This window comes from Leifsonia sp. TF02-11 (assembly GCF_017565305.1).
Lineage (GTDB): Bacteria > Actinomycetota > Actinomycetes > Actinomycetales > Microbacteriaceae > Leifsonia.
The window spans coordinates 277,206-303,828 of the sequence record NZ_JAGEKP010000024.1; the positions used below are offsets into that span (position 1 = coordinate 277,206).

A 26,623-nucleotide genomic window follows, 5' to 3' on the forward strand; every position below is an offset into this window, starting at 1 on the left:
CTGGGCCGTTGATCGGCGGCGTCCGCGGTCCCGTGGTTCACCGAGCTCCTCATCGCCTGCAATAGTTGCAAGTGATTCAGCTGCACACGCGACGCCGACGGATGACGATGCCCACACCAGACCACACGAATCTCCCTCTGCTGCCGCCCGTCTTCCTCCACCGCCGCCGGGTGAGCGACCTCCTCGACGGGTCGGACGGCCGCCCTGTCGTCGTCCGGGCGCCCGGCGGCTCGGGCAAGACCCTCGCCGTGGTCGACTGGCTCCGCAGTCGACGAGAGCGGGAGACCACGGTCTGGGTCGCCCTCGACGAACGCGCCGCCGAGTACGCCGGATTCTGGCAGCTGATGGCGGCGGCGCTCGTGCGCGCCGGGGCCGCGGACGAACGCCTGATCGACTTCGTCCGCGGCTTCATCCCCGCAGACGTGGCGAGAGAGATCGTCGGCGATGTTCTGGCCGGTGCGGACGGACCCGCGAGGGTCGTGGTGGACGACGCCCACCTGTCGCCGTGGCGCGCGTCCGCGGATCTCGTCTGGATGCTGCGCCGCGGCGTCCGCAGTCAGCTCGTCCTCACGACGCGTCGACGGAGCGTTCTCGAATCCCCGAGCGCCGCGGCTCGGTTCGATCCGCTGGTACTCACCGAAGCAGAGCTCGCCTTCGACACCGCCGAGACCGTCGCGGTCGTCGAGGAGGTGGTCAGAAGCGGGCGCCCTCAGCCCCGGTTCAGTGCGGTGGAGTTGCACGAGGCGACGTCCGGGCACCCGCTCTCGACACGGGTCGCGCTCGCGGCCCTGCACTCCGAAGCGCAGGTGGACGCGGGGCTGATCGCGCAGCACACCGCGAACGACTTGCTGCCGGCCCACGGGGTGGAGCGCGATGTCGCGTTGCGGATCGCCCTCGCGCCCGCGGTCGACGACGAGCTGGCGACGACCCTGACCGGCCTGCCCGAAGCTCCCGCCATCGTCCGGTCGTTCGAGCACGAGGGCCTCGGCGAGTTCGCCGCCGACGGTCTCTTCAGCTTCCACGCCGTCATCGGCGAGGCGTTCGGCCGGCTCGCGCGCGTCGAGATCCCACCCGCCGAGTCGGCTCGGCTGCTGCGGATCGCGGCGCTCGGGCTGTCGAGACGCGAGGGCTGGGCCATGACCGCTCTCCGGCTCGCTTCCGAGGCCCACGCTCCCGACCTGATCTGGCGCTTCTTCGTCGACCACTTCTCCGAACTCATCAACCACCTCCGCCCGCTGACCAAGCACTTCCTGGAACAGGTGCCGAAGGAGACGATGATCGCGGGCGGCGGTGCCGCCGCGGCGCTCGCGATCGTGTTGGGCGAGGACGAACCCCGCCCCTCGCTCGAGACACTCACCCTGGCCAACGGCGCCCTCGAGACGCTGCTGGCGCGCGACGAGCCCGCGGACATCGTCGACGCCTACCTGCACCGGCTCGCCATCTACGCCGCCTACCGCAGCGTCCGCCGCTACGAGGAGACCGTGGACGTCAGCGACCGGCTGCTCGAGATGATGCTCCAGATGACCCCGGCCGAGCGCGGGCGCATCCCGGTGGCGATCAACCTGGGGATGATGCAGGCCGGCATCTCGAACATCCTGGCCGGCCGATTCGACCGCGCGGTCGAGGTGCTCACCCTCCTCGCGGAAGATCATCCCGTGCGCGTCCTCCACGTCCAGGCCTTGCGCGCCTACGCGCACGCCGTCACCGGCAGGATGTCCGAGAGCCGCGCCTTCGTCGCGGACCTCCCCGTCGACCGGATGTCGCAGTGGCGCGCGAGCACCCTTTCGACGGGGTGGTACATCGCGCGCGCCGTGGGGGCGACGGAGGATCGCGATCCGCGGGCCGCCCTCGACATCCTCGGCGAGGTCGGCAGGCGGCGCGGCGTCATCGAGCACTGGCCGTACCTCCTCTGGGCGGAAGGCCTCGCCTGGTTGGTGTCCGACGACCCGCTGACCGGACGCGAGCGCCTCCACCGCGCACTCGTCGAGAACCGGGACCGTCCCGTGACGCCCGAGTCCCGGTCGGTCATGTTCGCCGCGGCGGCCGACCTGGAGCTGGCCACGGGACACCACGAGGGTGCCCGCGCGTACCTGAAGGACGACGCTGACGCCGCGTTCCCGGCAACCCTGCTCTCCCTGTCCCGACTCGCCCTCGCCGAAGACGACCCCACCCGAGCGGGCATCTACGCTCGCCGAGCCCTCGCTGCTCCCCGGCTCTGGACGCGACATCGCGCCGAAGCGTACGTCCTGGGCGCGGCGGCGGCCGAGCGGAGCGGACAGCGCGGCGCGGCGCGAGTCCTCGCCCACCGAGCCCTTGCCCTCGCCGAACTCGAGGGGCTGACCGTTCCCCTGGCGATGGTCGCCAGAGGGGATCTCGTGCGCATCCTCGGCGAGGACGCCGATCGGCTCCCGCAGGGCTTGGCGAACCCGTTCGGAACGGCGGACGACATCGCACTCACGACGAGGGAGAAGTCCGTGCTCGCCGGGCTCGTCGCCGGCACCCGGATCCGCGACATCGCCACTCAATCCCACGTCTCGCACAACACGGTCAAGACCCAGGTGCGAGGCCTCTACCGCAAGCTCGGCGTCTCGTCGCGCGACGAGGCGGCGGCGATGGCCCGACAGTTCCGGCTGTTGGACAACGGCTGAGGAGCTCCGAGGCCGACGCCTGCAGCGGTCACCGGGTCAGGGCGCGCCGCCTGCCCCGGAGACCCACGATCAGGCCGACGCCGAGCGCCACAGCTCCGGCGGCCGCCAGGGCGGCGGGCGTGGCGTCGCTGCCGGTCGCAGCGAGTTCGGGCCCGCCTGCCGGTGTCGTGACAGTCGCCGGGCCGGCGGACGTGCCAGTGCCCGGGTCGGTGCCAGGAGCGACGCCGCCCGCGGCGACGCGGAGGCGGACGCTGGCCGTGTCGCAGATCTGCGGACGGTCGCCGAGGCAGATCCGGTACGACACCGTGTAGGTGCCGGGCGCGGCCCCGGCCGGCACGGTGATCGTGCCGTCGGGGTTGATCGTCGCTCCGGTGAGTCCGCCGTCCGCGGTCAGGGTCGGGACGACCTCCGCGGCCGTCACCGCCGCGCCGCCGCGCAGGTCGTTGCCGAAGACGCTCGCGGTGGTGCCGCCGCTGGTGCCGACGATCGGGGTGGCGGTGACGTCGTCGTCGGTCGCGGCGAGGATCGGCGACGGCGCCGTCGCGCAGGATGCGCCGTCGCTGGCCACCCACGGAAAACCGGTGTCCACGAGGGAGGCGCTGGCGGTGTCGAGGCCCACGACCTCCAGCAGGTCGGGGACCGGCTGGCCGATCGGCCGAACCGTCGAGACATAGAGGTGGCCGTCGAAGCTGACCGCGGCCGGGCTGCCGATCGGGTTGCCCGCCACGGGGATCACGCGCACGGTCCCGGTGGCGGTGTCGACGGCCGCGACCGACCGGACCCCCATCACGTACATCGTGTCGCCGATGAATGCGAAATCACCGCTGCCGACGCTCTGCGACAGCGGGACGGTCGATACAGCGAGCGTCGTCAGGTCGACGCGCGTGAGAGCGGCGCCGCTCCCGGCCCACGCGACCCCGTGGGAGTCGATGCCGAGCGTCGAACTCGGGACGGCGATGCCGAGATCCGTCGCCGCTCCATCACTGCCGATCCGGTACAGCTCACCCGTTCCGTTGGTGTTCGCGTACAGGTAGCCGTCGACCGGGTTGTAGGCCAGGCTGTTCAGCGGGATCCCGGCCGGCGATGTCGCGATGGTCGTCGTCGCGCCCGACGGAGCTGTCCTCGTGATCGTGTCGCGACCCAAGGAGGTACCGTAGAGATCGCTCGTACACGGCAGCGCTGCGGCTTCCGCCGCCGAAGCGGTGACGAGCGCTCCCGTCAGGGCGAGACCGGCGGTCACCGCAGCGGCGATCGCTGCGCGAAAGCCCCTTCCGCTGTACCGTGTGCTCCCGAGCGTGCGGACAGCCGCCATGAATTCGCCTCCATCGTCGTGGTGAGTCGGCGCACCGACGCGCGTTGACGATACGGGAGAACCGTCGACGAAAGGGTCGAGGCGAGCGCGGGTTCACCCCCGCATTTCACCCTGACCGACGCGATGAGACCACGGCCGTCGCCGCTCCGCGACGAAGCGACGCGGCGACGAGCACCGAGAGAACGGCGAGCACAGCGGCGCACGCGTAGCTGTTCACGCGGAGGGCACCGGCGAAGGCGGCGAACACCACGTCGGCCAGGCGGCCCGCCGTGCGCGCGTGCTCGGCCAGCGCGACCGTGACGGTCGGGGGAAGCCGATGCGCGAGTCCGGTGCGTGCGACGGCGTCGCGGTAGCTGACCGCCGCGACGATGCCCAGGACGGCGACACCGACCGCGATTCCGAGTTCGTTGGCCGTCTGCGCCGTCGCGGCGGTGATACCGCTCAGCCGAGGGGGAACCGAGCCCACCACCGTGTTCATGAGCACCGCGTAGATGGCCCCCATCCCTGCCACGGCGATGCTGTAGCCGGCGACGAGGACGAGCGCGCCGTTCCGGTCCGGGGCCTGAGCCATGACGGTCAGCCCGACGCTCATCACTGCGATCCCACCCGGTATCAGCGCGCGTGCTCCGATCCTCGCCGCGAGGAGCGCGCCGACCGGACTGACGACGACGATGATCGCGGTCTGCGGGAGCAGCCACATCGCCGCGACCTCCGGAGTGAGACCTTGAACCGTCTGCAGGTAGGTGGTCAGGAGCGGCTGCACTCCGCCCATGATCAGGGCGGTGACGAACAACGCGACCAGCAGTGGTGCGACTTCGGGCCGGCCGAGAACTCTCAGGTCGAGGAGCGGCTCGTCCCTGGTGAGCTGACGAATCACGAATCCGGCCAGCAGGCCGGTGCCGATGACCAGCACCAGGAGCGCCCAGAGCGTCGGGTTCGTGGTGAGTTCCGCCTTCACGCCGTACATGACGGCCAGAATCCCGAGCACCAGCGACGCGATGCTGGGCAGATCCATCGGCCGCCGCGCGCGAACCGCGTCATCGGGAATGAACCTCGGGCCGAGGAGGATGACCAGCGCAGCGACGGGGACGACGATGAGGAAGACGGAACCCCACGAGAAGCTCTGAAAGAAGCAGCCCTCCGATCAGCGGCCCGACGGCGACTCCGACAGCGAAGAAGGCCGTCCACATGCCCATTGCGACACTGCGCTGGCGCTCGTCGGCGAAGACGTCGCGGATCACGGCGATGCAACAGGGGATGATCGCCGACGCTGCGATGCCGATCGTCCCGCGCGCGACGATCAGCATCGTCGCCGATATGGAGAAGGCGGCGGCGACGGATGCGCCGGCGAAGAGCCCGCACGCGACCAGAAGGAGGCGTTTGCGTCCGACGCGATCGGCGAGGCGGCCGGCCGGGATCATGAACGCCGCCACCATGAAGCCGTAGATGTCGTTGATCCAGATGGATTCTGCCGCCGTGGGCTTCAGCGCCGTGTTCAGCGACGGGATCGCGAGGAGCAGCACACTGGAATCGATGGCGACCAGCAGTCCGGGCGCGACGAGGAGGAGGTAGGACGATCGCTGGGCGCCGGTCCAGCGGATCGGCCTGATCGCGCTCATCGCAGTGTCCGTCCATCCGGATCCAGCCCGCTCGCGGCGAAGTCCGCGATGAGCCGGGCCATCCCCCGGGGATCCCTGGCGTTCGCGCTGTGGCCCTGACCCTCGATCTCGACGCGCGAGGAACGCGGAAGGACGGCCGCCAGCGCGTCGAGCCGGCGTCCGAGATGCGCGGGACTGCGGGAGCCGCCCACGAGCAGGACCGGTACCGGGATCGCGGCGTAGACGGACAGCCGATCACCGAGCTCCGCGATGCTCTTCGCGTCGAGGATCTGCCACGGGCCGAGCCTGCGCATGCGCGGGACCAGCGGCACCATCGCCCGGACGACCACGCCGAAGGCCGGCGGGAGTCCCACCATGTCCCGGACGAACAGCTGCATCGCCCGTCCGGGACGATCGTTCGCGAGCGCCTCGAGCGCCCGGTCGATGGCCGCATACGGGCTCGGCAGCTCGGTCTCCAGCGGGGGCTCGTAGAGCACGGCTCCGGAGAAGAGGTGCGGCGAACGCGCCAGGGCCTCCAGCGCCACGACCGCCCCCGATGAATGCCCGACGAGGAGGACAGGCGCCGCCAGGCCGGCCGCGATGCTCGCAACGTCCGCCGCTTCATCGGCGATGGATACCGGACGGCGCGCCGACGGGCGGTACTGCCGCCGCGTGAACCTGGCGACCGTGTGGGCGGCAGCCAGCTCTCCGGCGACCTTCGCCCAGGAACGGCCGTCGTCCATGCCCGGGTGAACGATGAGGATGGTCGGCCCGCTGCCTTCCACCCGGACGTCGGCTCCGGTCGGGTCGTCCACGAGGTTTTCGTGCTCACTCATGATCAGCTCCTTATCAGTGATAAGTTATGCACTTCATTATCCTTATCACTGATAAGCTGTCAAGCATCATGGCAACCAGCGACGCGCGCCCCAGGCTCACGCGGGCGGCCATCGTCGAGACCGCGCTGCGGCTCCTCGACGAGGTCGGCCTCGATGAGCTGACCACCCGACGGCTGGCCGCGGAGCTCGACATCACCTCCCCCGCGCTCTACTGGCACTTCGACAGCAAGCAGAGCCTTCTGGATGCGATCGGCGACGAGATCATCCAGCGCTCGGGAATGGGCTCGAGCCCGAGCGGCGAGACCTGGCAGGAGTGGGTGCTCCGCCGCTCCCGCGGCTACCGTGCGGAGCTCCTGCGTCACCGGGATGGCGCGCGCGTGGTGTCAGCGGTGCGCAACGGCAGCCCCGAGACCTTCCAGCTGTTCCTGGACGAGATCGACGCCCTGGCCGGCTTCGGCTTCGGCGCCGAGCTGGCGACGAAGACCATCACCGCGTCCACGCACTTCGTGACGGGATTCGTGCTCGGAGAGCAGATGCGGATCGGTTCGCCCGAGGGGGGCGCCGATCGCCCTGGCGTCCACGAGTCGAGCGACGCCGGCCGGGCGCAGCTGGCCATCGACCCGCTCGGCGAGGCGATGTTCGACCACGGGGTGGCGCTGATCATCGCGGGGACGGAACGCATGCTCGCGGCCGACGAGACGGAGCGAGCGTGATCGACGCGCCGGCCATCCGCGCGCCGCTCCGACCGCCGCACTCCTGAACTATGGGGTCCGTGCTGCGTGACATCGGCACGCGTCAGGGAACGAGGACGATACGGCCGAAGACGGCGCCATCGTCCATCAGGCGATGGGCATCCGCCGCGCGGTCCAGCGGAATGATCTCGTGGACGATCGGGTGCAGTTCGCCGCGCGTTGCCGCCTCGAACAGCTCGGCGCGTGCGGCGTCGCGTCGCCCCGGCGGGATGGAGGCGAGGCTGAACGTCGCGACGGATCGCGACTCCTGGAACCCTCGGAGGAGCCGCGCCCCGAAATCCGCGGGCGGGAACCCTGCCACCGCCCCGACGAGGACGAGGCGGCCGTTGGGTGCGAGCCGGTCGACGAACGCGGGCATGCCCGGGCCTCCGACGATGTCCACGATCACGTCGAACTGCCGCCCTGCACCGTCGAGCGCGCTTCCGGCCCGGTCGAGCGTCTCCGTCGCTCCCAGGGCGGTGAGCCGGCGGCCGCGTTCGGCGGACGAGGTGGTCACGGCGACGGCGGAGGCGCCTCCCCGCGCCGCCAGCTCCACCGCGGCGATGCCGATGCTGCCCGCGGCCCCGCGGATCAGCACGGAGTCGCCCGGCGCGAACGGCGCTCGAGCGAGCGCGAAGCGGGCGACCGTCGCCGCGCTTCCGAGTGTCACCGCATCGACGGCAGAGAGGTGCTCGGGCAACGCGGTCACATCCTCGACCCGGGCAACGGCATACTCACCGTAGCCGCCCGACGTGCCGGTGAACGCCCAGACCCTACGGCCGATCCAGGAGGGGTCGACCTCCGCGCCGATCCCGACGACGACGCCCGCGACTTCGCTGCCGGGGATCATCCCCTGCGGGTAGCCCGAGCCGAGGGTGCCGCGTCGGATCACGGCGTCCACTCCGCCGACCCCGATCGCCTGCGTCTCGATCAGCACCTGGCCGGTGGCGGGCTCCGGTGACGGGAGATCGACCACGGTCATCCCGGCCGGGTCGCCGTACTCCTGGATCGCGATCGCACGCACGTGTCCTCCTTCTGGCTGCGGTACTCTCTGCACGGTAGTGGACGCCCCCGTCCACTTGGCCGAAGTGAGATCGTCGGGAGGGTGTTTGACTCAGATGCTCCGCGCGGATGCGCAAGACAACAAGGACCGCATCATCGCGGCCGCTCGAGCGCTGTTCGCCGAGCGCGGCCTCGACATCGGGATGCGGGAGGTCGCGCGTCACGCCGAGGTCGGCCCCGCGACCCTGTACCGCCGGTTTCCGACGAAGCAGGCGCTGATCGACCAGGCGTTCGACGTCGAGCTGAGCTCGTGCCGGGCGGTCGTCGAGGAGAGTTGCGCCGATCCTGACCCGTGGCACGGCTTCACTTCGGCCATCGAGCGCCTGACCGCGCTGAACACGCGCAACCGGGGCTTCGTCGATGCCTTCCTGTCGGCCACCCCGGGCGGCGCTGCGTTCGAGCGGCATCGTCGTGAGCTGCTCGCGATGCTGGCGGAGCTCGCGTCGCGGGCGAAGGCGCAGGGCCGACTCCGCCCGGACTTCGTGATCGACGACCTGGTGCTCATCCTGCTGGCAGGCCGCGGGCTGGGGTCGGTGCCCCCCGCACGCCGGGACGCAGCGGCGCGCCGCTTCGCCGGGCTCGCCGTCGACGCCTTCCGCGCGCCGGTCATCGCTTCCTGACCAGGTCGCCGGGGGCGCCTCGAGGGTGAGGGTCAGCGCAGCGCGACACACGCTTCGTGCCTTACTTCTCCGCTCCCGCCGCCAGTCCTTTGCTCCAGAACCCCTGCAGGGAGAGGAACATGGCGATGACCGGGATGACCGACAACAGTGCGCCGGTGATGACGGTGGAGTAGCTGACGGGGAATCCCTGCATCGCTCGCCAGCCGACCAGCCCGACGGTGACCGGCTGAAGGGACGTGTCGGCCAGCATCAGCGACGGGAGCAGGTAGTTCGTCCAGATCGCGACGAACTGGAACAGGAAGATCGTGACCATCGCGGGCGCCATGATCCGCACCGACATGAGGAAGATCCGGAACTCGGACGCACCATCGATCCGCCCGGCCTCCAACAGCGTGTCGGGGACCGAGCTGGCTGCGTAGATGCGGCTGAGGTAGACGCCGAAGGGGCTCACGATGCTGGGGATGAAGACCGCCCAGAAGGTGTTGACCGTCCCCATCGCGCTGAAGACGAGATAGAGCGGAACCGCGAGAATCGGAGCCGGCAGCAGCACCGCACCGAGCACCGTGCCGAAGATCGCCTCACGTCCGGGGAAGTCGAACTTCGCGAGAGCGTAACCGCACATCACCGACAGGAGGGTCGACACCGCACCGCCGACGCCCGCGTAGAGCAGCGAGTTGACGAGCCAGTGCGTGTAGATGCCGTTCTGTGCGGTGAAGAGCGCCCGCAGGTTTCCGATCAGGTCGATGTCGCCGAACCAGAAGCCGTTTCCCGTGAACAACTCGCCGGACGGCTTGGTCGCGCTGACGACGAGCCACCAGACCGGCAGGAGGCAGTAGATAGCGAAGATCACCATCACGACGAGGACCAGCGCGCGCGAGGCGGGGCTCACCCGCTCGAACGGGCTGCGCGCCGACGCGATGCGGGTGCGGATCGGACGTTCGATCACCGGAGCCGTCTGCGTCGTCATGCGTCCACCCGCTTCGCCGATGCGCGGAAGACGAACACGGAGAGGACGCAGACGATCGCGCCCACGATGACCGAGAGCGTCGCAGCGTAGTTGAAGTCGTTCGAGGACAGCCACTTCATAGCCGCCATGATCGGCGTGTAGTCGGAGGGCAGGTTCGGGGCAATGGTCTTCATCGTGACGGGTTCGTTGTAGAGCTGCGAGGTGCCGATGATGGAGAAGACCAGCGAGAGCAGCATGGCGGGGCGGATGAGCGGAACTTTGATGCGGAGCGCGGCGCGCCAGCCGGAGCAGCCGTCGAGCGCCGCGGCCTCCATCACCTCGGGCGGGATGGCCTGCAGGGCCGCATAGAGCAGGATCATGTTGTAGCCGGTCCATGCCCACGTCAGGATGTTGGCGATCGAGAACGGCAGTGCGGCGTCCGTGACGAATGAGATGTCGATGCCGATCGCGTGGAAGGCCTGGACGACAGGGCTCAGCGTCGGGGCGTAGAGGAACGACCAGACGAGCGCCGCGATGACGCCGGGGAGACCGTACGGCACGAAGTACGCCAGCCGGAAGAAGCGCTTGCCCGTCGACACCGCGGCATCGAGAAGAAGCGCGAACAGCAGGGCGAGGGCCAGCATGACCGGGACCTGGATGACCCCGATGAAGAGAACGCGCCAGAGGGACGCCAGGAAGCCGGGGTCCTGGAAGGCACGCAGGTAGTTCCCGATCCCGACGAACTGGACGTCCGCGGCGCCGAGTCCGAGTCCGCTGCGCTTGGTGGCGAAGAGGCTCTGGGCGATCGCATAGACCGTCGGGATGAGGTAGACGACCACGAAGAGCACGAGGAAGGGCGCCACGAAAGGCAGTGCGCGGCGCCAGCGACGCGAAGCGCTGCGCCGACGGTGAAGGGTGGCTGAGGAGGTCACGCGGGCATTTCCGTTCGTGGGATTCGAGGTGGAGCCGAGGCCGGGGCGGGCCTGTTCGAGCCCGCCCCGGCCGAGAGAACGATCGCGGCCGGCTACTTCGCGACGGTGAAGCCCTGAGTCTTCAGGGCGTCCGTCGTCGCCTTCTGCGCGGCGTCGAGCGCCTGCTGGTAGGTGCCGCTGCCGTTCGCGACCTTGCCGAGGCCGTCGCCGAGTGTGGAGGCGGTCACCGACATGACGGGACCCCACTGCCAGCTCGTCGCCACCTTGGCCGACTCATCGCGGAACAGCTGGTAAATGGGCTGCCCGCCGAAATAGGCGACGGGTGCGTCGAGGGCCTTGTTCTTCAGACCTGCCTTGGACGCCGGCAGGATCGCAGCCGCATCGATGAGGTTCGAGACCGAGTCCGCGTTCGTGGACATCCAGAGGGCGAACTCGGTCGCCTCCTTCGGGCTCTTGCAGTCCTTCGTGACGGCGGTGGCAGAGCCTCCCGAGTTCCCGACGGAGTCGGTGCTGCCCCATCGCGGCATCGGGGCGACGGCCCACGATCCCGAGGACGCGGCGGCGTTGTCGCGAATCAGCGTCGCGGACCAGACCGGACCAACCTCGGCCCAGACCGTCCCATTGCTCCACGCGGAGTACAGAGCAGCGTCGAAGGCGGGATAGCTGCTGAGCAGGCCCTGCGCCTGAAGGCCCTGCCAGTACGACGCGACCTCGGAGTTCGCTTTGCTGTCCAGCGAGACACCCCAGGCGTCTCCCTTGGTGGCGAACCACGGGGCCTTGTTCTGCCACGCGAATCCGGCATAGAGGTAGGGGTCGCTCGGCAGGTTCATGATGCGGGCATTCGGGTCCGCAGCCTTGACCGCAGCGGCAGCCGACGCGAACTGGTCCCAGGTCTTGGGGAGGGCGATGCCCGCCTTCTCGAAGAGGTCCTTCCGGTAGAAGAGCCCCATCGGAGCGGTGTCCACCGGCACGCCATAGGCATCGCCGTTGACGCCGACGTTGCCCCACACCCAGTCCGCGAACTGGTCACGGGAGTCCTTGACGTACTCGTTGACGTTCTGCAGTGCGTCCGCCGCGAGGAAGCTGGGGAGTGTCTCGTATCCGACCTGCGCGAGGCACGGAGCGGTTCCCGCCTTGGCCGCTGTGAGGATCTTGTCGTAACCGCCGGCGCCGCCGTTGGCGATCTGCTCGTACTTGACCTGGATGTCGGGGTGGCTCTTGTTCCACAGGTCGACCGACTTGTCGTAGCCCGCAGCCCATCCCCAGAACGTGATCTGCGTCTTGCCGCCGGATGCCTCGGGCGACGAACCGCCACTGCATCCGGAGAGGGCGAATGCGGCGGCTGTGGCGACCGCCACACTCGCCAGCAGGAACTTCTTCTTCATGATGACCTTTCGGGTTCCTCATTGAACAGGATCGGCGCGCCGGTGCCGTGCGGCCGCAGAGGCAGTCTAAACAACGTTGTCTCAAAACGCTAGTCTGGGTCTCGACATCGCCTCGGCGACGAATGGAGGACACGTGGACGACCGTTGGATTCGATGGCCGCAGCAGACGACGGCAGGCCGCGATCGGCTCGTGGGGTTCGGTGGCGACTACAACCCGGAGCAGTGGGACGAGAGCGTGTGGCGGGAGGACGCGCGCCTGATGGTCGAAGCCGGCGTCAATCTGGTCACCGTCGGCGTCTTCGCGTGGTCGGCGCTGCAACCCGCTCCCGACCGTTGGGAGTTCGGCTGGCTCGATCGCGTCATGGACCTGATGGCCGACCATGGGATCGCCGTCGATCTGGCCACCGCCACCGCCTCCACGCCGAGCTGGGTGACCACCCTCCATCCCGATGTGCTCGCCGTCGACCGGTTCGGGCACACGATGGCACAGGGCGGCAGGCAGGCCTGGTCTCCGTCGTCCCGCGTCTACCGGCGGCTCTCTCTGGAGCTGGTCCACCGGATGGCAGAGCGTTACGGGAGCCATCCGGCCCTGGCCCTCTGGCACGTGTCCAACGAACTGGGCGGGCACAACGCCCACTGCTACGGCGAGGAGGCGGCGCGGGCTTTCCGGACCTGGCTGCGCGAAAGATACGGGGACTCCATCCAGAGGCTCAACGACGCCTGGCAGACGCTGGTGTGGAGTCAGCGGTACGCCGACTGGGAGGAGATCCAGCCACCACGGGCGACCTTCACCGACCCGAACCCGTCACAGCTCCTCGACTTCGAGCGCTTCAGCTCCGATCAGCTGCGTGCCCAGTTGCGGGCGGAGGCGGCCGTCCTTCGTCGGGCGACCCCCGACATCCCGATCACGACGAACCTGATCCTGTTCGACGCCGGCAAGCGGATGGCGTACAGCACCTGGACGGACGACCTCGACATCGTCTCCAGCGACCACTACCTGCAACCGGTGCGGGATGCCCATCCGGAAGCCGAGTTCTCCGCCGACCGGGCGCGGGGCCTCGCCGACGGCCGTCCGTGGATGCTGATGGAGACCGCGCCAGGACAGACGAGCTGGCGCCGGGTGAATCCGGCCAAGCGCTCCGGGCAGCTCCGTCGGGACGTGTTCTCGTACATCGCCCGCGGATCCGACACGGTGTGCTTCTTCCAGTGGAGGGCCGCCCGCGCCGGCGCCGAACGCTTCCACTCCGCGATGCTGCCGCACGGCGGCCCCGATACCGATGCTTTCCGGGACGTGGTCGCCCTGGGTCGCGACCTGGCCCGCTGCGCCGAGCTGGCCGGCTCGGTGGTCGAGGCGGACTGCGCGCTGGTGCTGTCCGAAGAATCGTGGTGGGCCCTCGAACGGGCCGACCACCCCCACAACGGGCTCAGCGCGACCGAGACGCTGCTCGCCTGGCACCGCGCGCTGACCGACCTGGGCGCCACGGTCGATGTCGTGCCTCCGACCGCAGACCTCGGCCGGTATCCTCTGGTCGTCGTTCCCCAGCTCTACTTGGTGGACGACGCCGACGCCGAGCGCATCGCCGCCGTGGCCCGCGACGGAGGCACGGTCGTCATCGGCTCCTTCTCCGGCATCGTCGACGAGTTCGATCACGTGCGTCTCGGCGGGTACCCCGGAGCGTTCCGCGACCTGCTGGGCCTGCGGGTGGAGCAGTTCTGGCCGCTGCTCGACGACGAGACCGTCGTCCTGGACGGCCTCGGCACCGACGGCCGCGCTCGCCGGTGGGCGGAGGTGATCGCGACAGAGGGCGCGAGGGTGGAGGCGACCCTTCTCGACGGCGACCTGGCAGGTGGCCCGGCCGTCACCCGTATGCGACACGGGGAGACGGGCTCGGCGTGGTACGTCGGCGCCGAACTGGACGGAGACTCGCTCGGTGCGCTCTTCCGTCGCATCCTCGCCGACCAGGGCCTGGCGCTTCCGCTGGTGTCGTCTCCCGCGTTGCGTGTCGTCACGCGCGTCTCGACGGACGGCGACCGTTTCCACGTCCTCATCAATCACTCCGGAGTCGACGAGACCGTCGTCGCGGATGGCACCGATCTGCTCGACGGGTCGTCGCATGCCGGCACGGTCACGGTGCCAGCGGGCGCTGTGCGGGTGCTCCGGGGCTCGCTGTCGCGTGAGCCGCTCGCCGCGGTCACGGCCGGGTGACGTCCTCCACCAGCTCCAGCACGTGCCGGTAGGTCCGGCCGGTCGCGCGGGTCATCCCGATCTCGCACGTGCGGTTGGCCGACACGTAAGCGTCGAATTGGCCGGCGGCGACCTCGGCGGCTTCCGCCGAGGTCGCCGATGCGGTCAGCTCGGGATGGAGCATCCCGCGGTCTCCGGCGAACGCGCAGCAGCTCCAGTCGTCCGGGTGGTGCACGCTGCGGGCGGCGAAAGCGGCGAGCTCGTCGAGCGCTCCGTCCGCGCCGAGAGCGGCGGTCGAGCAGGTGCGGTGCACCATGACGGAGCCGACACGCGTGGGCGCAGGGAGGGCCGGGAGCAGCACATCGCGTGCGAACTCCGTCGCATCGACGAACCGCAGAGCGGGCGCTTCGTTCGCGCTCGTCGCCAGCAGGGTCTCCAGGCCCTCGGTGCACGATGCCGCATCGCACACGATCGGAAGGCGGCCGCCGTCGCTCGCCGCCAGGAGGGCTGGAATCACCCGATCCGACATGCGCCGGTAGCCGTCCAGGTGACCCTTGGACTTCCACGGCGTGCCGCAGCACAAGCCTTCGATCCCTTCCGGCGCGACGAGTGCGACACCCGCCCGCGCGGCCAGCCGACGAAGGGCCTCGGTCGCGCCGACGCCTCCGTCGGAACCGAACATCGAGCCGACGCACGCCGCGAAGAGCACCGCTGACGGCGGCGTCGAGTGCGTCTTCGATTCGAGAGCGATGCGCCTCGGAGCGCCGCCGGCCGGAAGGCCTCGCCCGTAGCGAGGCAGAATCTCCGCTCCGAGGATCGCCCGGCCGACATCGGTGGCACCCTCCACGAGCGCCGCGGGTGCGCGGCGGGCGAGGCTGAGGGCGTTCGCCGCGATTCGCGTCGCGGGCGCCCAGTTCGCTGCGCCGGCCGACCACGCGGCATCCCTGACGGGCGTCCGTCGCTCCGCCCGCAGACGCCGCACGAGGTCGCCGGTGTTGATGCCGACGGGGCACGCCATCGCACACAGCCCGTCGACGGCGCACGTGTCGACTCCGTCGTAGCCGTAGTCGCGTTCGAGCTCGCGCCGCAAGCGCTCATCGCCGGCGTCCGCGGCGGCAGCGATCTCCCGACGCAGCGCGATCCGCTGCCGCGGAGTCAGCGTGAGGTCCTTGCTGGGACAGCCCGGTTCGCAGTACCCGCACTCGACGCACCTGTCCACCTCGTGCTCCACCCGAGGGGCGACCTTCAGATCGCGGAGATACAGCTCGGAGTCGTCGCTCAGGAGGACGCCGGGGTTCAGCATCCCTTCGGGGTCCATGAGGCGTTTGACGTCCCGCATCAGGCCGTACAGCTCGTCGCCGTACTGGCGGCGGACGAAGGGCGCCATCGCCCGACCGGTCCCGTGCTCCGCCTTCAGGGTGCCGCCTTCTGCGAGCACCAGCTCCACCAACTCCTCGGTGAACGCTCGATAGCGGGCCAGCGAGCGATCGTCGCCGAAGTCCTCCACGAGCATGAAATGCAGGTTGCCGTCCTTGGCGTGCCCGAAGACCACGGCGTCCTCGTAGCCGTGCCGCGCGAACAGCTCGATGAGGCGCGTGCACGTCGGAAGCAGCCGTTCGACGGGAACGGCGACGTCCTCGAGCAAGGCCGTGGTTCCGGGCGGCCGGGCGCCGGCGACGGCGGCGTACAGGCCCTTGCGCACGCGCCAGAGGGCCGCGCGTTCGGCTGCATCGGTCGAGAAGGCGAACGGGGCCGCCAGCGGAAGGCTGCGGAGCAGGGGCTCGGTGGCGGCGACGGCGGACGCGAGGGTGTCCGGATCCGCCGCATGCAGTTCGACCAGCAGCGCAGTGTGGTCCTTCACGCGGAGACCGGCGATCGCCTCGGGAACCTCCTGCCCTGCCTGCGCCACCCGCAGCGCCGCAGCATCCATCAGCTCCACGGTGGCGAGCCCCGCCGCCACCAGCGAGGGAAGGGCCGCAGTCGCCTCGGCGAGGTCGGGGAAGAGGAGGAGGCCGGTGGTCACCGCCGGCTGGATCGGCACAGTGGCGAACCGCGCCTCCGCCACGAAGGCCAAGGTGCCCTCGCTGCCGATCACCAGGTGCGCCAGGATGTCGACGGGGCGTTCGAAGTCGAGCAGGGCGTTGATCCCGTAACCCATCGTGTTCTTCATCGAGAACTGCCGACGGACCTCCGCCACGGCGCCAGGAGACGCGAGCAGCCTTCGGCGCAGTTCCAGCAAGCCCGCGTGGATCCCCGGTTCGGCGACGGCCAGCCGCTCGTCCGCGTCATCCGCTCCGGTGTCGATGACAGTTCCGTCGGCGAGCACGAGAAGGAGAGACTCGATCGTCCGGTAGCTGTTCTCCGTGGTCCCGCACGCCATGCCGGACGAGTTGTTCGCGACCACTCCCCCGACCGTGCAGGCGATCTCACTCGCCGGATCGGGTCCGAGCCGGCGACCGTGGCGGGCCAGCCTGGCGTTGACCTGACGGACGGTGGCGCCAGGGCCGACGCGGACAGAGCGACCGTCGGCGGAGATGTCGATGCGCCGGAACCCTCGGCGCGTGTCGACGAGGACGCCGTCCGTCACGCCCTGGCCGGAGAGGCTGGTTCCTCCGGAGCGGAAGGTCAGTGTACGTCCGGCGGCGCGGGCCGCGGCGAAGAGCACTTTGACGTCGTCGACGGAGCGCGGAACGGCGAGCGCTTCCGGCACGAGCAAATAGTGGGAGGCGTCGTGTGCGAACGCGCGGAGGTCGATCGCCCGCTCACGCACCTCCAGCCCGGTCGGCCAACCGCTCACCGGCCCGCGCGCACTCACCGGTCCCCGCGCTCCACGGCGACAGCGCGCTGTTCGTCGTGGGACAGCAGCGCCGCGCGGTAGATCTCGTGCGTGAGCGCCGCCTCCTCCGGTCGCGCCGCCCCGAAGCGGTCACCGAGCACGCCCGCGCGCTCGGCCAGGAAGACCGCCCACATCTGCAGGATCGAGTCGGAGAAGCCCGACTCGAAGATCGGGCCGGTGACGGTCGGCCAGACCGACTGGCTGCCGACATCGACGCTCTGCCAGACCTGTTCGCGTCCGCCACCCGGGATCTCCGTGACGGTGAAGATCTCGACGGTCTTCGGCCGCTTCGTGCTGAAGCGGACGCCGCCGTCGAGCCCGATCGCCTCGAACTCCCAGGTGTTCTTCTGCCCAGGTGCGATCCGCATCGTCTCGGTCGTGAGGGGAAAGCGGCCCGTCTCGGTCTGCACCCATGAGTGCAGGGTGGCGTTGTCCCAGGTGTCGCTCGGTACGAGCTCGCCGTCGGGGCCGGGGCGCTCCGGCACGATGTCCTGGAGCACGCCGTAGACGCTGTCCGGGATCCATCCCAGGCGCAGCGGCACGTGCCAGGTATGCATGCCCAGGTCGTTGAGCACGCCCGCACGCCCGCAGTATCTCGCCTGGCGCTTCCAGTTGACCGGCTTGTGGACGTCCACGTCGCTCGAGTGGAGGAAGCTGTTGCGAGCCGAGACGATCGTTCCGAGCGCGCCGGAGCGCACGTAGTCGACGGCGAGTTGAGCTCCGGGGAAGAACGGGAGCTCACTCGAGCACCGCACGAAGCTCTCCGGATGCTCGCCGATGGCCTCGAGAATGGCAGCGGCCGCTGCAGCGTCGATTCCGAAGGGCTTCTCGGCCAGCAGGCTCTTGCCGCTGCGGATCACGTCGGTGTAGATGCGCTCGTGCAGATCGTGGCGCACCGCCACATAGACGACGTCGACGCTGTCGTCCGCCAGGATGTCGGCGTAGTCGGTCGTCTTGAGCGTGACCGTGTCGATCTGGTCGAACCAGTCGAGCGCAGCCGGGACGATGTCGCACACCGCGGTCAGTCGCGGCCGCACCGGATGGTCCACGAGAGCGGGCCAGCGCTGGATCGCGGCCGCGATCTCCCGCCCCATCAAGCCGCCGCCGATGATGGCCACGTTCACCCGCTCAGCACTCATGCCGCCACCTCCGCGATGCTGTCGAGCGCCTCGTCCACGCCGGCGCCGTCGTGCAGAACGGCCAGCAGGGCTCTGGTGATCCCCGCCGGGTCCGGATGCTGGATGACGTTCCTGCCGTACACGATGCCCCGCGCGCCCGCGTCGAGCACGGCCACGGTGCGCTCGAGGAGGGTGCGATCGTCCACCCTGCCGCCACCGCGCACCAGGACCGGAACGTCGCCGGCGACCTCGACGACGCGGTGATAGTCCCGGAGATCGTCGCTCGGGTCGGCTTTGATCAGGTCGGCGCCGAGTTCGACCGCCTGACGCACCAGCGTGACGATCTTCTCGATGTCCCCGTCGACCAGATAGCCGCCGCCTGCGGTGTCGTTGTCCTGCATCACCAGGGGCTCGATCATCAGGGGCATCCCGTATCGGCCGGCTTCCGCCCGCAGCTCCATGATCGACCGGATGTTCGCTTCGCGGACCTCCGGGTGCCCCGGCAGCTGCATGAGGTTGGCGCACACCGCGACGGCGTCCAGGCGCACGGCCTCCTCGATCGCGTTCGTGACGTGGTGGCTGAACAGCCGGCTGTCCAGCGGCGAGTTGTAGACGTTCGCGACGTCGGTCCTCAGGACGAGCGCCGGCTTGTCCTTCCCGGGGATCGCCTGGAGGTGGCGCGCCTGCCCGACGGTGAGCTGCACGGCGTCCGGTCCGGCGTCCACCAGGGTCCGCACGACGGCGCGCATGTCCTCGATGCCGGTGATGAAGGAGCGCTCACCGAAGAAGCCGTGGTCGACGGCCACGTCGAGAGCGCGGCCGGAGCGAGGATGGAAGAGGCGATTGAGGCGGTACGGCGTCATTGCTGCGCTTTCTGTGGGATTCGTGAAACGTGTTCAGGTGTGCAACACTAAACCCGGTGAAACAACGTTGTCTAGTCGAGGACAAGCGCTTCATGTCACGCCGGAAAGGACCACTCACGTGCACGGGATCGCTCTAGCCGGTCATCTCTGCGTCGACCTCGCACCCGCCTTCGGCCGCGCTGCTGACATCGATCCCGGACGGCTCCACGAAGTGGGTCCCCTGCGGATCACCCTGGGCGGCTGCGTTGCGAACACCGGACGCGCCCTCGGCGACCTGGGCGGCCGGGCACGCATCCACGCGGCCGTCGGCGACGACGAACTGGGCAGGACCGCGGGCCGGTTGCTCACGACGCTCCCCGGACTCAGCGGCCGGCCGCAGACCGTCGGACACGCTGCGACCTCCTACAGCGTCGTGCTCGAAAGCCCCGGTCAGGACCGCACCTTCTGGCACCATGTCGGCGCCAACGCCGCCTTCGACGGCGCGGAGGTGGAGCTCGACGGAGTCGACATCCTGCATCTGGGGTACCCGTCGCTGCTGCCCGCACTGCTCGCCGACGACGGGAAAGCACTTGTCGCGCTCCTGCGGCGCGCGAAAGAACGCGGCATCACCACCTCGGTCGACCTCGCTGTCGTCGATCCCGCCTCACCCGCGGGCGCCCTGGACTGGGACGCTGTGTTCGACCGGATACTGCCGCTGGTCGACGTGCTCACCCCGAGCGCCGACGATCTCACCTCGGCCCTCGGGCGACCGCCGCTGACCACGCCGGACGGCATCGATGCACTCGTCGAGAGTCTCATCGAGCGAGGTGCGGCCGTGGCCGCGGTCTCCGCCGGCTCGTCCGGCTTGTTCGTCCGAACCGGGTCGGTCGAGCGGCTGCGCGCGGGAGGCCGAGCGCTCGCCTGCGTCGCAGAGGAGTGGGCGGGGCGCGCACTGCATCAGGCCACCCGTCTGACCCAGGAGCCGGTCACCACCAACGGCGCAGGGGACGCGTCCACCGCCGGGTTCCTCTACGGGGCCTCCGTGTGCGCACCGCTGGAGAGCGCGGCGATGCTCGCGGCGGCGTGCGCGACCGCCGTCTTGACCGGTCGACCCGCCATCCCGAGAACCGTCGTCGCCATCGATCCTGCGCTGGCGAGCGTGTTCTCCTCCGCGGAGTCCGGCCCGCGCGCACCGATCGTGCTCGACGCGAACCAGCCCGTCGACCGCTTCTACGCCGGCGGCGACCGGATCGCCGGTTTCCGCGGCACGGGGCAGGCGGTAGAGCACACGCCGGAGGACTGGGTGGGCTCCGTCACGACGGTGCGCGGCCAGGAGCCGCTCGGCCTCACCCGCCTCAGTGACGGTGAGGCGCTGGCCGACGCCGTGCGACGTGACCCCGTGGCGTGGCTCGGAGAATCGCACGTCGCCCGGTGGGGAGCCGACACCAAGCTTCTCGTCAAGCTTCTCGACGCCCAGGAACGCCTCCCCGTGCACGCCCACCCCGACACGGCATTCGCGCGCGTCCACGTCGGCACAGCACACGGGAAGGCCGAAGCCTGGTACATCCTGGAGGCGGGCGTCGTGCACCTGGGGCTGCGCGAAGGCGTGTCGCGCGAGCAACTCGACGACCTCGTCCAGCGGCAGGACGGCGAGACCCTCCTCGGCCTGCTGCACCGGGTCTCCGTGCGTCCGGGTGATCGCGTCTTCGTTCCCCCCGGCACCCTGCACGCCATCGGCGCCGGAGTGTTCCTGGCCGAAGTCCAGGAACCCGAAGACCTCTCCATCCTGCTCGAATGGCGTGGCTATCCCCTGGACGGCGAGCGCGACGGTCACCTCGGCCTCGGCTTCCAGGTCGCGTTGGACGCCGTCGACCGCGCCCCGCTTGCGCCGGAGTCGCTGGCCGCCCTGGTGCGACGCGCGGGCGACCCGTCGGCCGCTCTGCCGGCGGCCGCCGATCCGTACTTCCGACTCGAACGGCTCGACGTCGACGGCGGCTCGGTGATCGCGTCCGGCTTCGCGGTGGTCATCGTGATCGAGGGCGAACTCGTCACCGGTCACGGGACCTGGGCTCGCGGCACCACCGTCCTCGTGCCGGCGGCCGCGGGACCCCTCGAGCTGGTGGGCAACGGGAGCATCCTGGTCGCACGGCCACCCGCTCCCTGATGCCCGTGGAGGCGATCCGCGGCGGATACGATGGGGCATCCGAGACAGGGAGCAGGATGGCCAACAGCCCGACGATGAACGACGTAGCCCGGGCGGCGAACGTCAGCCTCAAGACGGTCTCCCGGTTCGTCAACGGCGAGAGCAACATCGACCCCGTGCTCGCCGATCGGATCGCCGACGCGATCGCCGACCTCGGGTATCGGCGCAACCTCGCCGCCGCGAGCATCCGCCCGGGTTGGACGAGCAAGATCCTCGGGCTGATCATCAGCGACCTCGCCAACCCGTATTACTCGACGCTCGCACGAGCCATCGAGGAAGTGGCGGGCAGCGAAGGGTACATGCTGATCGTCGCGAGCTCGGAGGAGGACGGACGCCGACACGACCGCATCGTCGACCGTCTCATGGAGCAGCGGGTCGACGGACTCATCATCGTGCCCCCGCGCAACGAAGGGCGCGAGTGGTCGAAGGTGCCGCCCCCGGTCCCTCCCATCGTCTTCCTCGACCGCCCGGGAGGTCACCTCGCCGCCGACACCGTGCTGGCGGACAACGCCGGCGGCGCGGCCGAAGCGACGCGGACCCTGTACAGACTCGGTGCGCGACGCATCGCGTTCGTCGGTGATTCGCTGGACATCTACACCATGAAGGAGCGGTATCGCGGCTACTGCGATGCTCTGAGGAGTCTCGGTCTCGCGCCGGACGACATGCCGCTGTCCACCGACGCTCACTCGAGCGAGCAAGCGCGTGCCGCCGTCGGCGCGCTGCTCGCCGATGGCGCGGCGGACGCCATCTTCGCGGCCAACAACCGTGCGTCGATCGGTGCGCTGCTCGCGTTCCGGTCAGCCGGCAGACGCATCCCCCTCGTCGGCTTCGATGACTTCGAGGCCGCCGATCTGGGAGATCCCGGTGTCTCGGTGGTGAGCCAGGACATCGAGCGGATGGGCCGGGATGCCGCGCGACTCCTGCTGGCGCGCCTGCGGGGCGAGGCCGACGGCGACTACGCCACCGAATCCCTTCCCACCACGCTGGTGCTGCGCGGCTCCGAGCAGCTGCCGACGTGACCGCACTCGAATTTCGGCGAGGCGAACTCGCGGCACTCGTCGACCCGGCGCGCGGGTCGGAGATCCTCTCCCTCACCTACCGCGGTGCCGAGCTCCTGTTCCGCACTCCGTGGCGGCACCACGCTCAGCGCGTGCTCGACGGCGAGGCCGGTGACTCGATCGGGCCGGCGGGCGACTGGCTCGAACGGTATCGCGGCGGCTGGCAGACCCTCGTGCCGACAGCCGGCGACCCGGTCGAGTATGTCGGCCCCGCCGTGTATCACGGCGAGGCATCGACGCTGCAGTGGACGGTCGGCACGGCAGACGCGGCCGGCGCCCATTTGACCGTGTCCCTGTTCACCGTCCCGCTGACCATCGAGCGGGATATCACCCTCGATGACCGCGGGCTGAGCATCCGAGACCGGATCGTCAACCAGTCCGACGTCGAGGTCGCCTTCGACTACGGGCATCATCCGGCGTTCGGTTCCGAGATGCTCGCCGGCGGACTCGAGATCGATGCACCCGGGGCCGTCTTCACACCGGACCACGACACGACGGAGAGGCGCTCCTGGCCCGAGGGCCTCGCGAAGGACGGATCCGCGTTCTCCCTGGCGCGGATCGAGCCGTCGGACCGGCGCGGCGTGTACGGCTGGCTCGAGGTGCCGGAGCCGCTGATCCGCCTTCGAGCCGAGAGCGCCGGGATCGAGGTGAGCGTGGAGTGGGACGCTGCGACCATGCCGTCGCTGTGGGTGTGGCAGGAGCTGGGCTGGGATGAGTCGTTCCCCTGGTTCGGCCGAGCACGGGTCGCCGCTTTCGAACCGGTCAGCCGCCCGACCCGGGTCGCCGACCGACGTGGAGCGCTTCGGCTCCCGCCTCGCGGCGCGCTGGACACGTGGATTCGCGCGGAGGTTCACGCGCTGCCGTAGCGGGCGCGGCGCGGGCGGGGCCGCCGGAGTGTGCAGCCCCGCCCCCGCCCCTCCTACTTCACGTCGACGTGCAGGGGACGGCTGGTCGTCGTCCCCTGCGCGTTGACGAACTCCATCACGTAGTCGTGGCCGCCTGTCGAGCGGCCGGTGAGCGGGACGGCGACCGTCTGCGCGCCCGGCGTCGCCGCGGTGAGCGCTCCGGATGCGACCTCCGTCCCGTTCTCCAGGAGACGGTACGAGGTGGCGTTGGTCCCCCACCACAGGTTCGCGGTGACGGTGTAGCTTCCGGAGTGGTCGTAGTCGTCGTCGGACAGCGTCGGCACTCCGGGGGACGCGTCCGTGACCGTGACCGTCAGCGGTTCCAGGTCGCGCACCCCCTTGGAGTTGGAGATCTTCGCCGTGTAGACGTAGGTGCCGTTCGTGCGCCCGCTGACGTGCACTGCCGCCTGTTGCGCTCCGGGGGTCGCCATCGTGAGGGGCCGATCGGCGATCAGCGTCCCGTTCTCGTAGACGGCGAGGTCCGTGGCGTTCTGACCCCACCACAGGTTCATGGTGAGGTCGTAGTCCCCGTCCTTCAGCCCGGTGTCCCAGCCGTTGTCCGAGCTCAGCGACGCGACAGCCGGCGGCCGGGTCGCACCATCGTCGACGACGGTGTTCACCGTCCACGCCGAGAAGTCGTACGTCGCCGTCGTGTTGCCGAGCGTGGCGGTGAACGTGTCGCTCAACCGGTCCTGGTGGAGGTAAGGCGTGTCGAAGACGCCATAGCTGTCGTACGGGATCGAGGTCCCGTCGATCTTCGCGTTGCCGCTGGGCGCAGCGTTGGCCGCATCGAAGGTGAGGTCGAGCGTCTTGCCTGCCAGGTTGCGGTAGACGAGGTGCGGTGCGGTGTCGTCGATGCCGCTGGCGTCGACCCGGTCTCCGGTCATGATCGCCGCAGCGAACGCGTCCAGGCTGGGGTACGCGCTCGCATCGGCCGAGTCGAAGATCCACCCGTTGCGGTTCGCCTGGCTGCGCAGGATGTCGTAGCTGTAGGCGGTGGTCGTCGTCGGGTGGATCTGCGTAGTGGTCTTCACCTTGTTCGACGGATCGTTCGGCGTCTGGTACGACCACGTCGACGGCTTCACGAGCTGATACGCGAAGTACATCGGCCCGGTGTTGACCACCGTCCAACCTCCGACCTGCTTCTTCTCGACGATGGAACCGTTCGCGGGGAACATCGCCGTGAGCGTGTTGCTCGTGGCGTCACCCGAATTCCGGAAGACCCCGATCGCCGACGAGTCGCTCTGCATCACCCGGTGATCGGCGGGTTGATCGTAGCTGCCGATTGCGGCGGTTCCCTGATCCACCGAGATCCGGAACAGCGGGTCGGGTGCGTCGGACCGCCAGCGGACGACGAGCGGCTGGTCCTCGATCCAGTTGTCGACCCGGCGGTACTGCACCTCGGTGCCGACACCCCAATCCGGTCGGACGAACGTGGTGCGGTCGACATCCATCGCGTGGCCGCTCGAGTTCTGCAGGTTCGACTTGTGCGAGGTGTAGCTCTTGTCGGTCTTCTGTCCGAGCTGCACGGCCAGCGCGGGCGGCGTGTAGGTCATCCCCGGCCACGCGGCGAAGCCCAGGTACTCGAGATTCGGCCGATACGCGGAAGGGGCCGGGTTGTCCGACTCGCCCACCGCCTGCTGCGCCCGGTCTGCACCGAAGTAGGCCCAGGCGAGGGAGGTGTGATCGGCCGGTCGCCAGGTCGGGTCGCCGACCGATGACAGGTCGCCCTTGGAGCGGCTGAGCGACGAGATCATGTAGCCGTCGATCCAGTCGTTCGCCCATTCGAACCACATGACGTCCATGGCCATCTTGGCCTTCTGACGGAGTCCGGCGTCCGGAGACCACTGCTGGATGGCGTTCAAGCCGAAATAGGTCATGAACGTGTATTCCGGGCTTTCGTACTCAGCCCAGCCGCGGTGGACGCCTGCGCTGATCATGTCCTCGATGTTCTGCTTGTTCATAGCGGCGAGGGTCGCTCCCGAATTGCCGTTCAGGTCCGTCACGTCGGGCAGATACGTTCCGACCAGATATCCGGAGACGTAGTTCGCCATTCGGAGGTTCTCGGTCTGATTGAGCTTGCCATAGGCGTAACCCGCGAAATAGCTCTTGACCTTGGCCACCGTCGCAGCGGGGAGCTTGTCCCCCACCATCAGGTAGGCGTACATCTTCGCCTCCGTCTTGTACTGCTCGGCGTCGTACTGCCCGAACATCGTGTCGAGCTTGGAGATGTTCTGCGCGACGTTCTGGCCGTCGAGCAGCTGGGCCGTGTACTGGACGACGTTGAGCGGACCGCTCTCCTCCTTCATGTCCTTCGCCTTCTGCCAGAGCCACGCCAGCCGGGTGGTCGGCGTTCCGGGGAAGGGTGCGGGTGCGGTCGGAATCGCTGCCGCGGTCGTCAGCGTGGTGGCAGGACTGTCCGGGCCCTCGTTACCCGCTCCGTCGCGGGCGCGGACGGTGAACGTGTAGTGCGTCGAAGCCATGAGCCCGGCGACCTGCGCTGTCGTCACCGCTCCGCCCGTGCTCGCCGCGAGGACTCCGTCGCGGTAGACGTTGTAGCTCGAGATGCCCTGGTCGTCAGTGGCCGGGGACCACGACAGGGACGCCGTCGTGCCGCTGACCGACCCCGTCAGAGCGCCGGGCGCTGTCGGCGGCGTGGTGTCCGTCGACTTCGGCACTTCGGTGACGGCCAGGTCGTCCACCGCGATCGCCTCGTCGGTGCCACCGGTATCCACGCGGACGGAGAATCCGAGCTCGACCGTCGAGATGATCCTGGCTCCGCCGTTCGGCACGATGCTGAAGCGGTAGGTGCCGATGTCTTGCGACGTCACCGGCCGAAGAGCTCCGTCCGTCGCGGTGTACGCGGCCGTCGTCGTCAGGGATGTCGACGGAACCGGAAAGCGCGGCACCATGACATTGTCGAAGTTTCCGAACTGGATCTGTGCGTAGACGTCCTTCGCGACCGTCTTGGTGCTCGCCGCCGTGCGCGCCAGCCGGAAGCTCAGTTCGAAGTCCACCGGTGCGCTTCCGGCCGGCTGCTTGTAGACGGCGTTGATCCGGTCCTTGAGCGCTCCCGAGCTGAAACGCTTGTAGAAGTAGGACGAGAGCGCGGCATTGAGCGACGAGTCCCGCAGTTCCAGCGCCGGATTGCCGCCGACCGTCACCGGCGTCTGGGTGCCGCCCGTGGTCGTCGATGTCAGGTCGAACCGCGTGGCGGGATTCGTGAAGGACGTGTCGAAGTCGGCGGCCAGCAGGTTCACCGGCGGTGTCGTGCTGTCGGCGGCGTGCGCGGGCACAACGGCCGATGCCACCGCCGCTGCCGCAAGGCAGAGACCGATGGCTGTCTTGAGGGGATTACGCACTGCGTCTCCGTTCATCGTCGAACATGGACCGGTGTGGTCGAAAC

At 69.6% G+C, this 26,623-nt stretch carries 19 protein-coding genes; 7 read left to right on the plus strand and 12 right to left on the minus strand.

Annotated elements, in window-relative coordinates:
* Positions 1–107 precede the first annotated feature (107 nt).
* Positions 108–2,648 (plus strand): LuxR C-terminal-related transcriptional regulator, encoded by a 2,541-nt coding sequence (locus JNB50_RS22210; protein WP_208042307.1) that lies wholly within the window; start codon positions 108–110, stop codon positions 2,646–2,648.
* Positions 2,649–2,676: 28 nt separating this feature from the next.
* Here the strand turns inward: JNB50_RS22210 and JNB50_RS22215 are convergent, their stop codons facing one another.
* The 4 genes from JNB50_RS22215 to JNB50_RS22230 form a co-directional block, all read right to left on the minus strand.
* The gene (locus JNB50_RS22215; RefSeq protein WP_208042308.1) at positions 2,677–3,960 is read right to left on the minus strand and encodes an LPXTG cell wall anchor domain-containing protein; all 1,284 of its coding nucleotides are present in this window, start codon (positions 3,958–3,960) and stop codon (positions 2,677–2,679) included.
* Between the two features lie 106 nt (positions 3,961–4,066).
* Entirely contained in the window at positions 4,067–5,056 is a 990-nt protein-coding gene (locus JNB50_RS22220) for an MFS transporter (RefSeq protein ID WP_208042377.1), read from the minus strand.
* Positions 4,998–5,579, minus strand: a complete 582-nt coding sequence (locus JNB50_RS22225) for an MFS transporter (protein WP_208042309.1) — start codon at positions 5,577–5,579, stop codon at positions 4,998–5,000. Before JNB50_RS22225 ends, JNB50_RS22220 begins: the two co-directional genes overlap by 59 nt.
* Complete coding sequence (locus JNB50_RS22230; RefSeq protein WP_208042310.1) at positions 5,576–6,394, minus strand: alpha/beta fold hydrolase; 819 nt, start codon at positions 6,392–6,394, stop codon at positions 5,576–5,578. Before JNB50_RS22230 ends, JNB50_RS22225 begins: the two co-directional genes overlap by 4 nt.
* Before the next feature lie 68 nt (positions 6,395–6,462).
* On the opposite strand from JNB50_RS22230, the gene JNB50_RS22235 reads away from it, so the two are divergent.
* Positions 6,463–7,107 carry a TetR/AcrR family transcriptional regulator C-terminal domain-containing protein gene (locus JNB50_RS22235; RefSeq protein ID WP_208042311.1) on the plus strand — a complete coding sequence of 215 codons (645 nt, stop codon included), beginning with the start codon at positions 6,463–6,465 and terminating at the stop codon, positions 7,105–7,107.
* Between the two features lie 82 nt (positions 7,108–7,189).
* On the opposite strand, the gene JNB50_RS22240 is transcribed toward JNB50_RS22235, so the two are convergent.
* On the minus strand, positions 7,190–8,149 hold the full coding sequence (locus tag JNB50_RS22240) for a zinc-dependent alcohol dehydrogenase family protein (RefSeq protein ID WP_208042312.1): 960 nt from the start codon (positions 8,147–8,149) through the stop codon (positions 7,190–7,192).
* 94 nt (positions 8,150–8,243) lie between these two features.
* On the opposite strand from JNB50_RS22240, the gene JNB50_RS22245 reads away from it, so the two are divergent.
* The gene (locus JNB50_RS22245) at positions 8,244–8,807 is read left to right on the plus strand and encodes a TetR/AcrR family transcriptional regulator (RefSeq protein ID WP_243768801.1); all 564 of its coding nucleotides are present in this window, start codon (positions 8,244–8,246) and stop codon (positions 8,805–8,807) included.
* A 61-nt stretch (positions 8,808–8,868) separates the two neighbouring features.
* Here JNB50_RS22245 and JNB50_RS22250 read toward each other — a convergent pair whose 3' ends face one another.
* The 3 genes from JNB50_RS22250 to JNB50_RS22260 form a co-directional block, all read right to left on the minus strand.
* A complete protein-coding gene (locus JNB50_RS22250; protein WP_208042314.1) occupies positions 8,869–9,774 on the minus strand; it encodes a carbohydrate ABC transporter permease in 906 nt (301 codons plus the stop codon).
* Positions 9,771–10,685, minus strand: a complete 915-nt coding sequence (locus JNB50_RS22255) for a carbohydrate ABC transporter permease (protein WP_208042315.1) — start codon at positions 10,683–10,685, stop codon at positions 9,771–9,773. The genes JNB50_RS22250 and JNB50_RS22255 overlap by 4 nt, the downstream gene beginning before the upstream one ends.
* A 92-nt stretch (positions 10,686–10,777) precedes the next feature.
* Positions 10,778–12,070, minus strand: coding sequence for an extracellular solute-binding protein (locus JNB50_RS22260; protein WP_208042316.1), 1,293 nt, complete (start codon positions 12,068–12,070; stop codon positions 10,778–10,780).
* Positions 12,071–12,203: 133 nt separating this feature from the next.
* Here JNB50_RS22260 and JNB50_RS22265 point away from each other — a divergent pair, with 133 nt between their 5' ends.
* Entirely contained in the window at positions 12,204–14,276 is a 2,073-nt protein-coding gene (locus tag JNB50_RS22265) for a beta-galactosidase (protein WP_208042317.1), read from the plus strand.
* Here JNB50_RS22265 and JNB50_RS22270 read toward each other — a convergent pair.
* From JNB50_RS22270 to JNB50_RS22280, 3 genes are read right to left on the minus strand one after another with little or no spacing between them, the layout of a single operon-like run.
* Entirely contained in the window at positions 14,263–17,070 is a 2,808-nt protein-coding gene (locus JNB50_RS22270; protein ID WP_307794840.1) for an FAD-binding and (Fe-S)-binding domain-containing protein, read from the minus strand. The two genes, JNB50_RS22265 and JNB50_RS22270, sit on opposite strands and share 14 nt — an antisense overlap.
* Positions 17,067–18,230, minus strand: a complete 1,164-nt coding sequence (locus tag JNB50_RS22275; protein ID WP_208042318.1) for a Gfo/Idh/MocA family protein — start codon at positions 18,228–18,230, stop codon at positions 17,067–17,069. Before JNB50_RS22275 ends, JNB50_RS22270 begins: the two co-directional genes overlap by 4 nt.
* Entirely contained in the window at positions 18,227–19,072 is an 846-nt protein-coding gene (locus JNB50_RS22280) for a class I fructose-bisphosphate aldolase (protein ID WP_208042319.1), read from the minus strand. Before JNB50_RS22280 ends, JNB50_RS22275 begins: the two co-directional genes overlap by 4 nt.
* Positions 19,073–19,190: 118 nt before the next feature.
* Here JNB50_RS22280 and JNB50_RS22285 point away from each other — a divergent pair, with 118 nt between their 5' ends.
* From JNB50_RS22285 to JNB50_RS22295, 3 genes are read left to right on the plus strand one after another with little or no spacing between them, the layout of a single operon-like run.
* Entirely contained in the window at positions 19,191–21,215 is a 2,025-nt protein-coding gene (locus JNB50_RS22285) for a PfkB family carbohydrate kinase (protein WP_208042320.1), read from the plus strand.
* Between the two features lie 56 nt (positions 21,216–21,271).
* Positions 21,272–22,273 (plus strand): LacI family DNA-binding transcriptional regulator, encoded by a 1,002-nt coding sequence (locus tag JNB50_RS22290; protein WP_208042321.1) that lies wholly within the window; start codon positions 21,272–21,274, stop codon positions 22,271–22,273.
* Positions 22,270–23,178, plus strand: coding sequence for a DUF4432 family protein (locus JNB50_RS22295; protein WP_208042322.1), 909 nt, complete (start codon positions 22,270–22,272; stop codon positions 23,176–23,178). The genes JNB50_RS22290 and JNB50_RS22295 overlap by 4 nt, the downstream gene beginning before the upstream one ends.
* A 53-nt stretch (positions 23,179–23,231) precedes the next feature.
* On the opposite strand, the gene JNB50_RS22300 is transcribed toward JNB50_RS22295, so the two are convergent.
* Positions 23,232–26,579, minus strand: a complete 3,348-nt coding sequence (locus JNB50_RS22300) for a fibronectin type III domain-containing protein (protein ID WP_208042323.1) — start codon at positions 26,577–26,579, stop codon at positions 23,232–23,234.
* Positions 26,580–26,623: the final 44 nt, after the last annotated feature.

What these genes read in the sequence shown, in the direction of transcription:
- JNB50_RS22290 (WP_208042321.1), top strand. Translation starts at nt 21,272, where the DNA reads ATGGCCAACAGCCCGACGATGAACGACGTAGCCCGGGCGGCGAACGTC.
- JNB50_RS22260 (WP_208042316.1), bottom strand. Translation starts at nt 12,070, where the DNA reads ATGAAGAAGAAGTTCCTGCTGGCGAGTGTGGCGGTCGCCACAGCCGCC.
- JNB50_RS22210 (WP_208042307.1), top strand. Translation starts at nt 108, where the DNA reads ATGCCCACACCAGACCACACGAATCTCCCTCTGCTGCCGCCCGTCTTC.
- JNB50_RS22235 (WP_208042311.1), top strand. Translation starts at nt 6,463, where the DNA reads ATGGCAACCAGCGACGCGCGCCCCAGGCTCACGCGGGCGGCCATCGTC.
- JNB50_RS22275 (WP_208042318.1), bottom strand. Translation starts at nt 18,230, where the DNA reads ATGAGTGCTGAGCGGGTGAACGTGGCCATCATCGGCGGCGGCTTGATG.
- JNB50_RS22215 (WP_208042308.1), bottom strand. Translation starts at nt 3,960, where the DNA reads ATGGCGGCTGTCCGCACGCTCGGGAGCACACGGTACAGCGGAAGGGGC.
- JNB50_RS22280 (WP_208042319.1), bottom strand. Translation starts at nt 19,072, where the DNA reads ATGACGCCGTACCGCCTCAATCGCCTCTTCCATCCTCGCTCCGGCCGC.
- JNB50_RS22245 (WP_243768801.1), top strand. Translation starts at nt 8,244, where the DNA reads ATGCTCCGCGCGGATGCGCAAGACAACAAGGACCGCATCATCGCGGCC.
- JNB50_RS22250 (WP_208042314.1), bottom strand. Translation starts at nt 9,774, where the DNA reads ATGACGACGCAGACGGCTCCGGTGATCGAACGTCCGATCCGCACCCGC.
- JNB50_RS22225 (WP_208042309.1), bottom strand. Translation starts at nt 5,579, where the DNA reads ATGAGCGCGATCAGGCCGATCCGCTGGACCGGCGCCCAGCGATCGTCC.
- JNB50_RS22230 (WP_208042310.1), bottom strand. Translation starts at nt 6,394, where the DNA reads ATGAGTGAGCACGAAAACCTCGTGGACGACCCGACCGGAGCCGACGTC.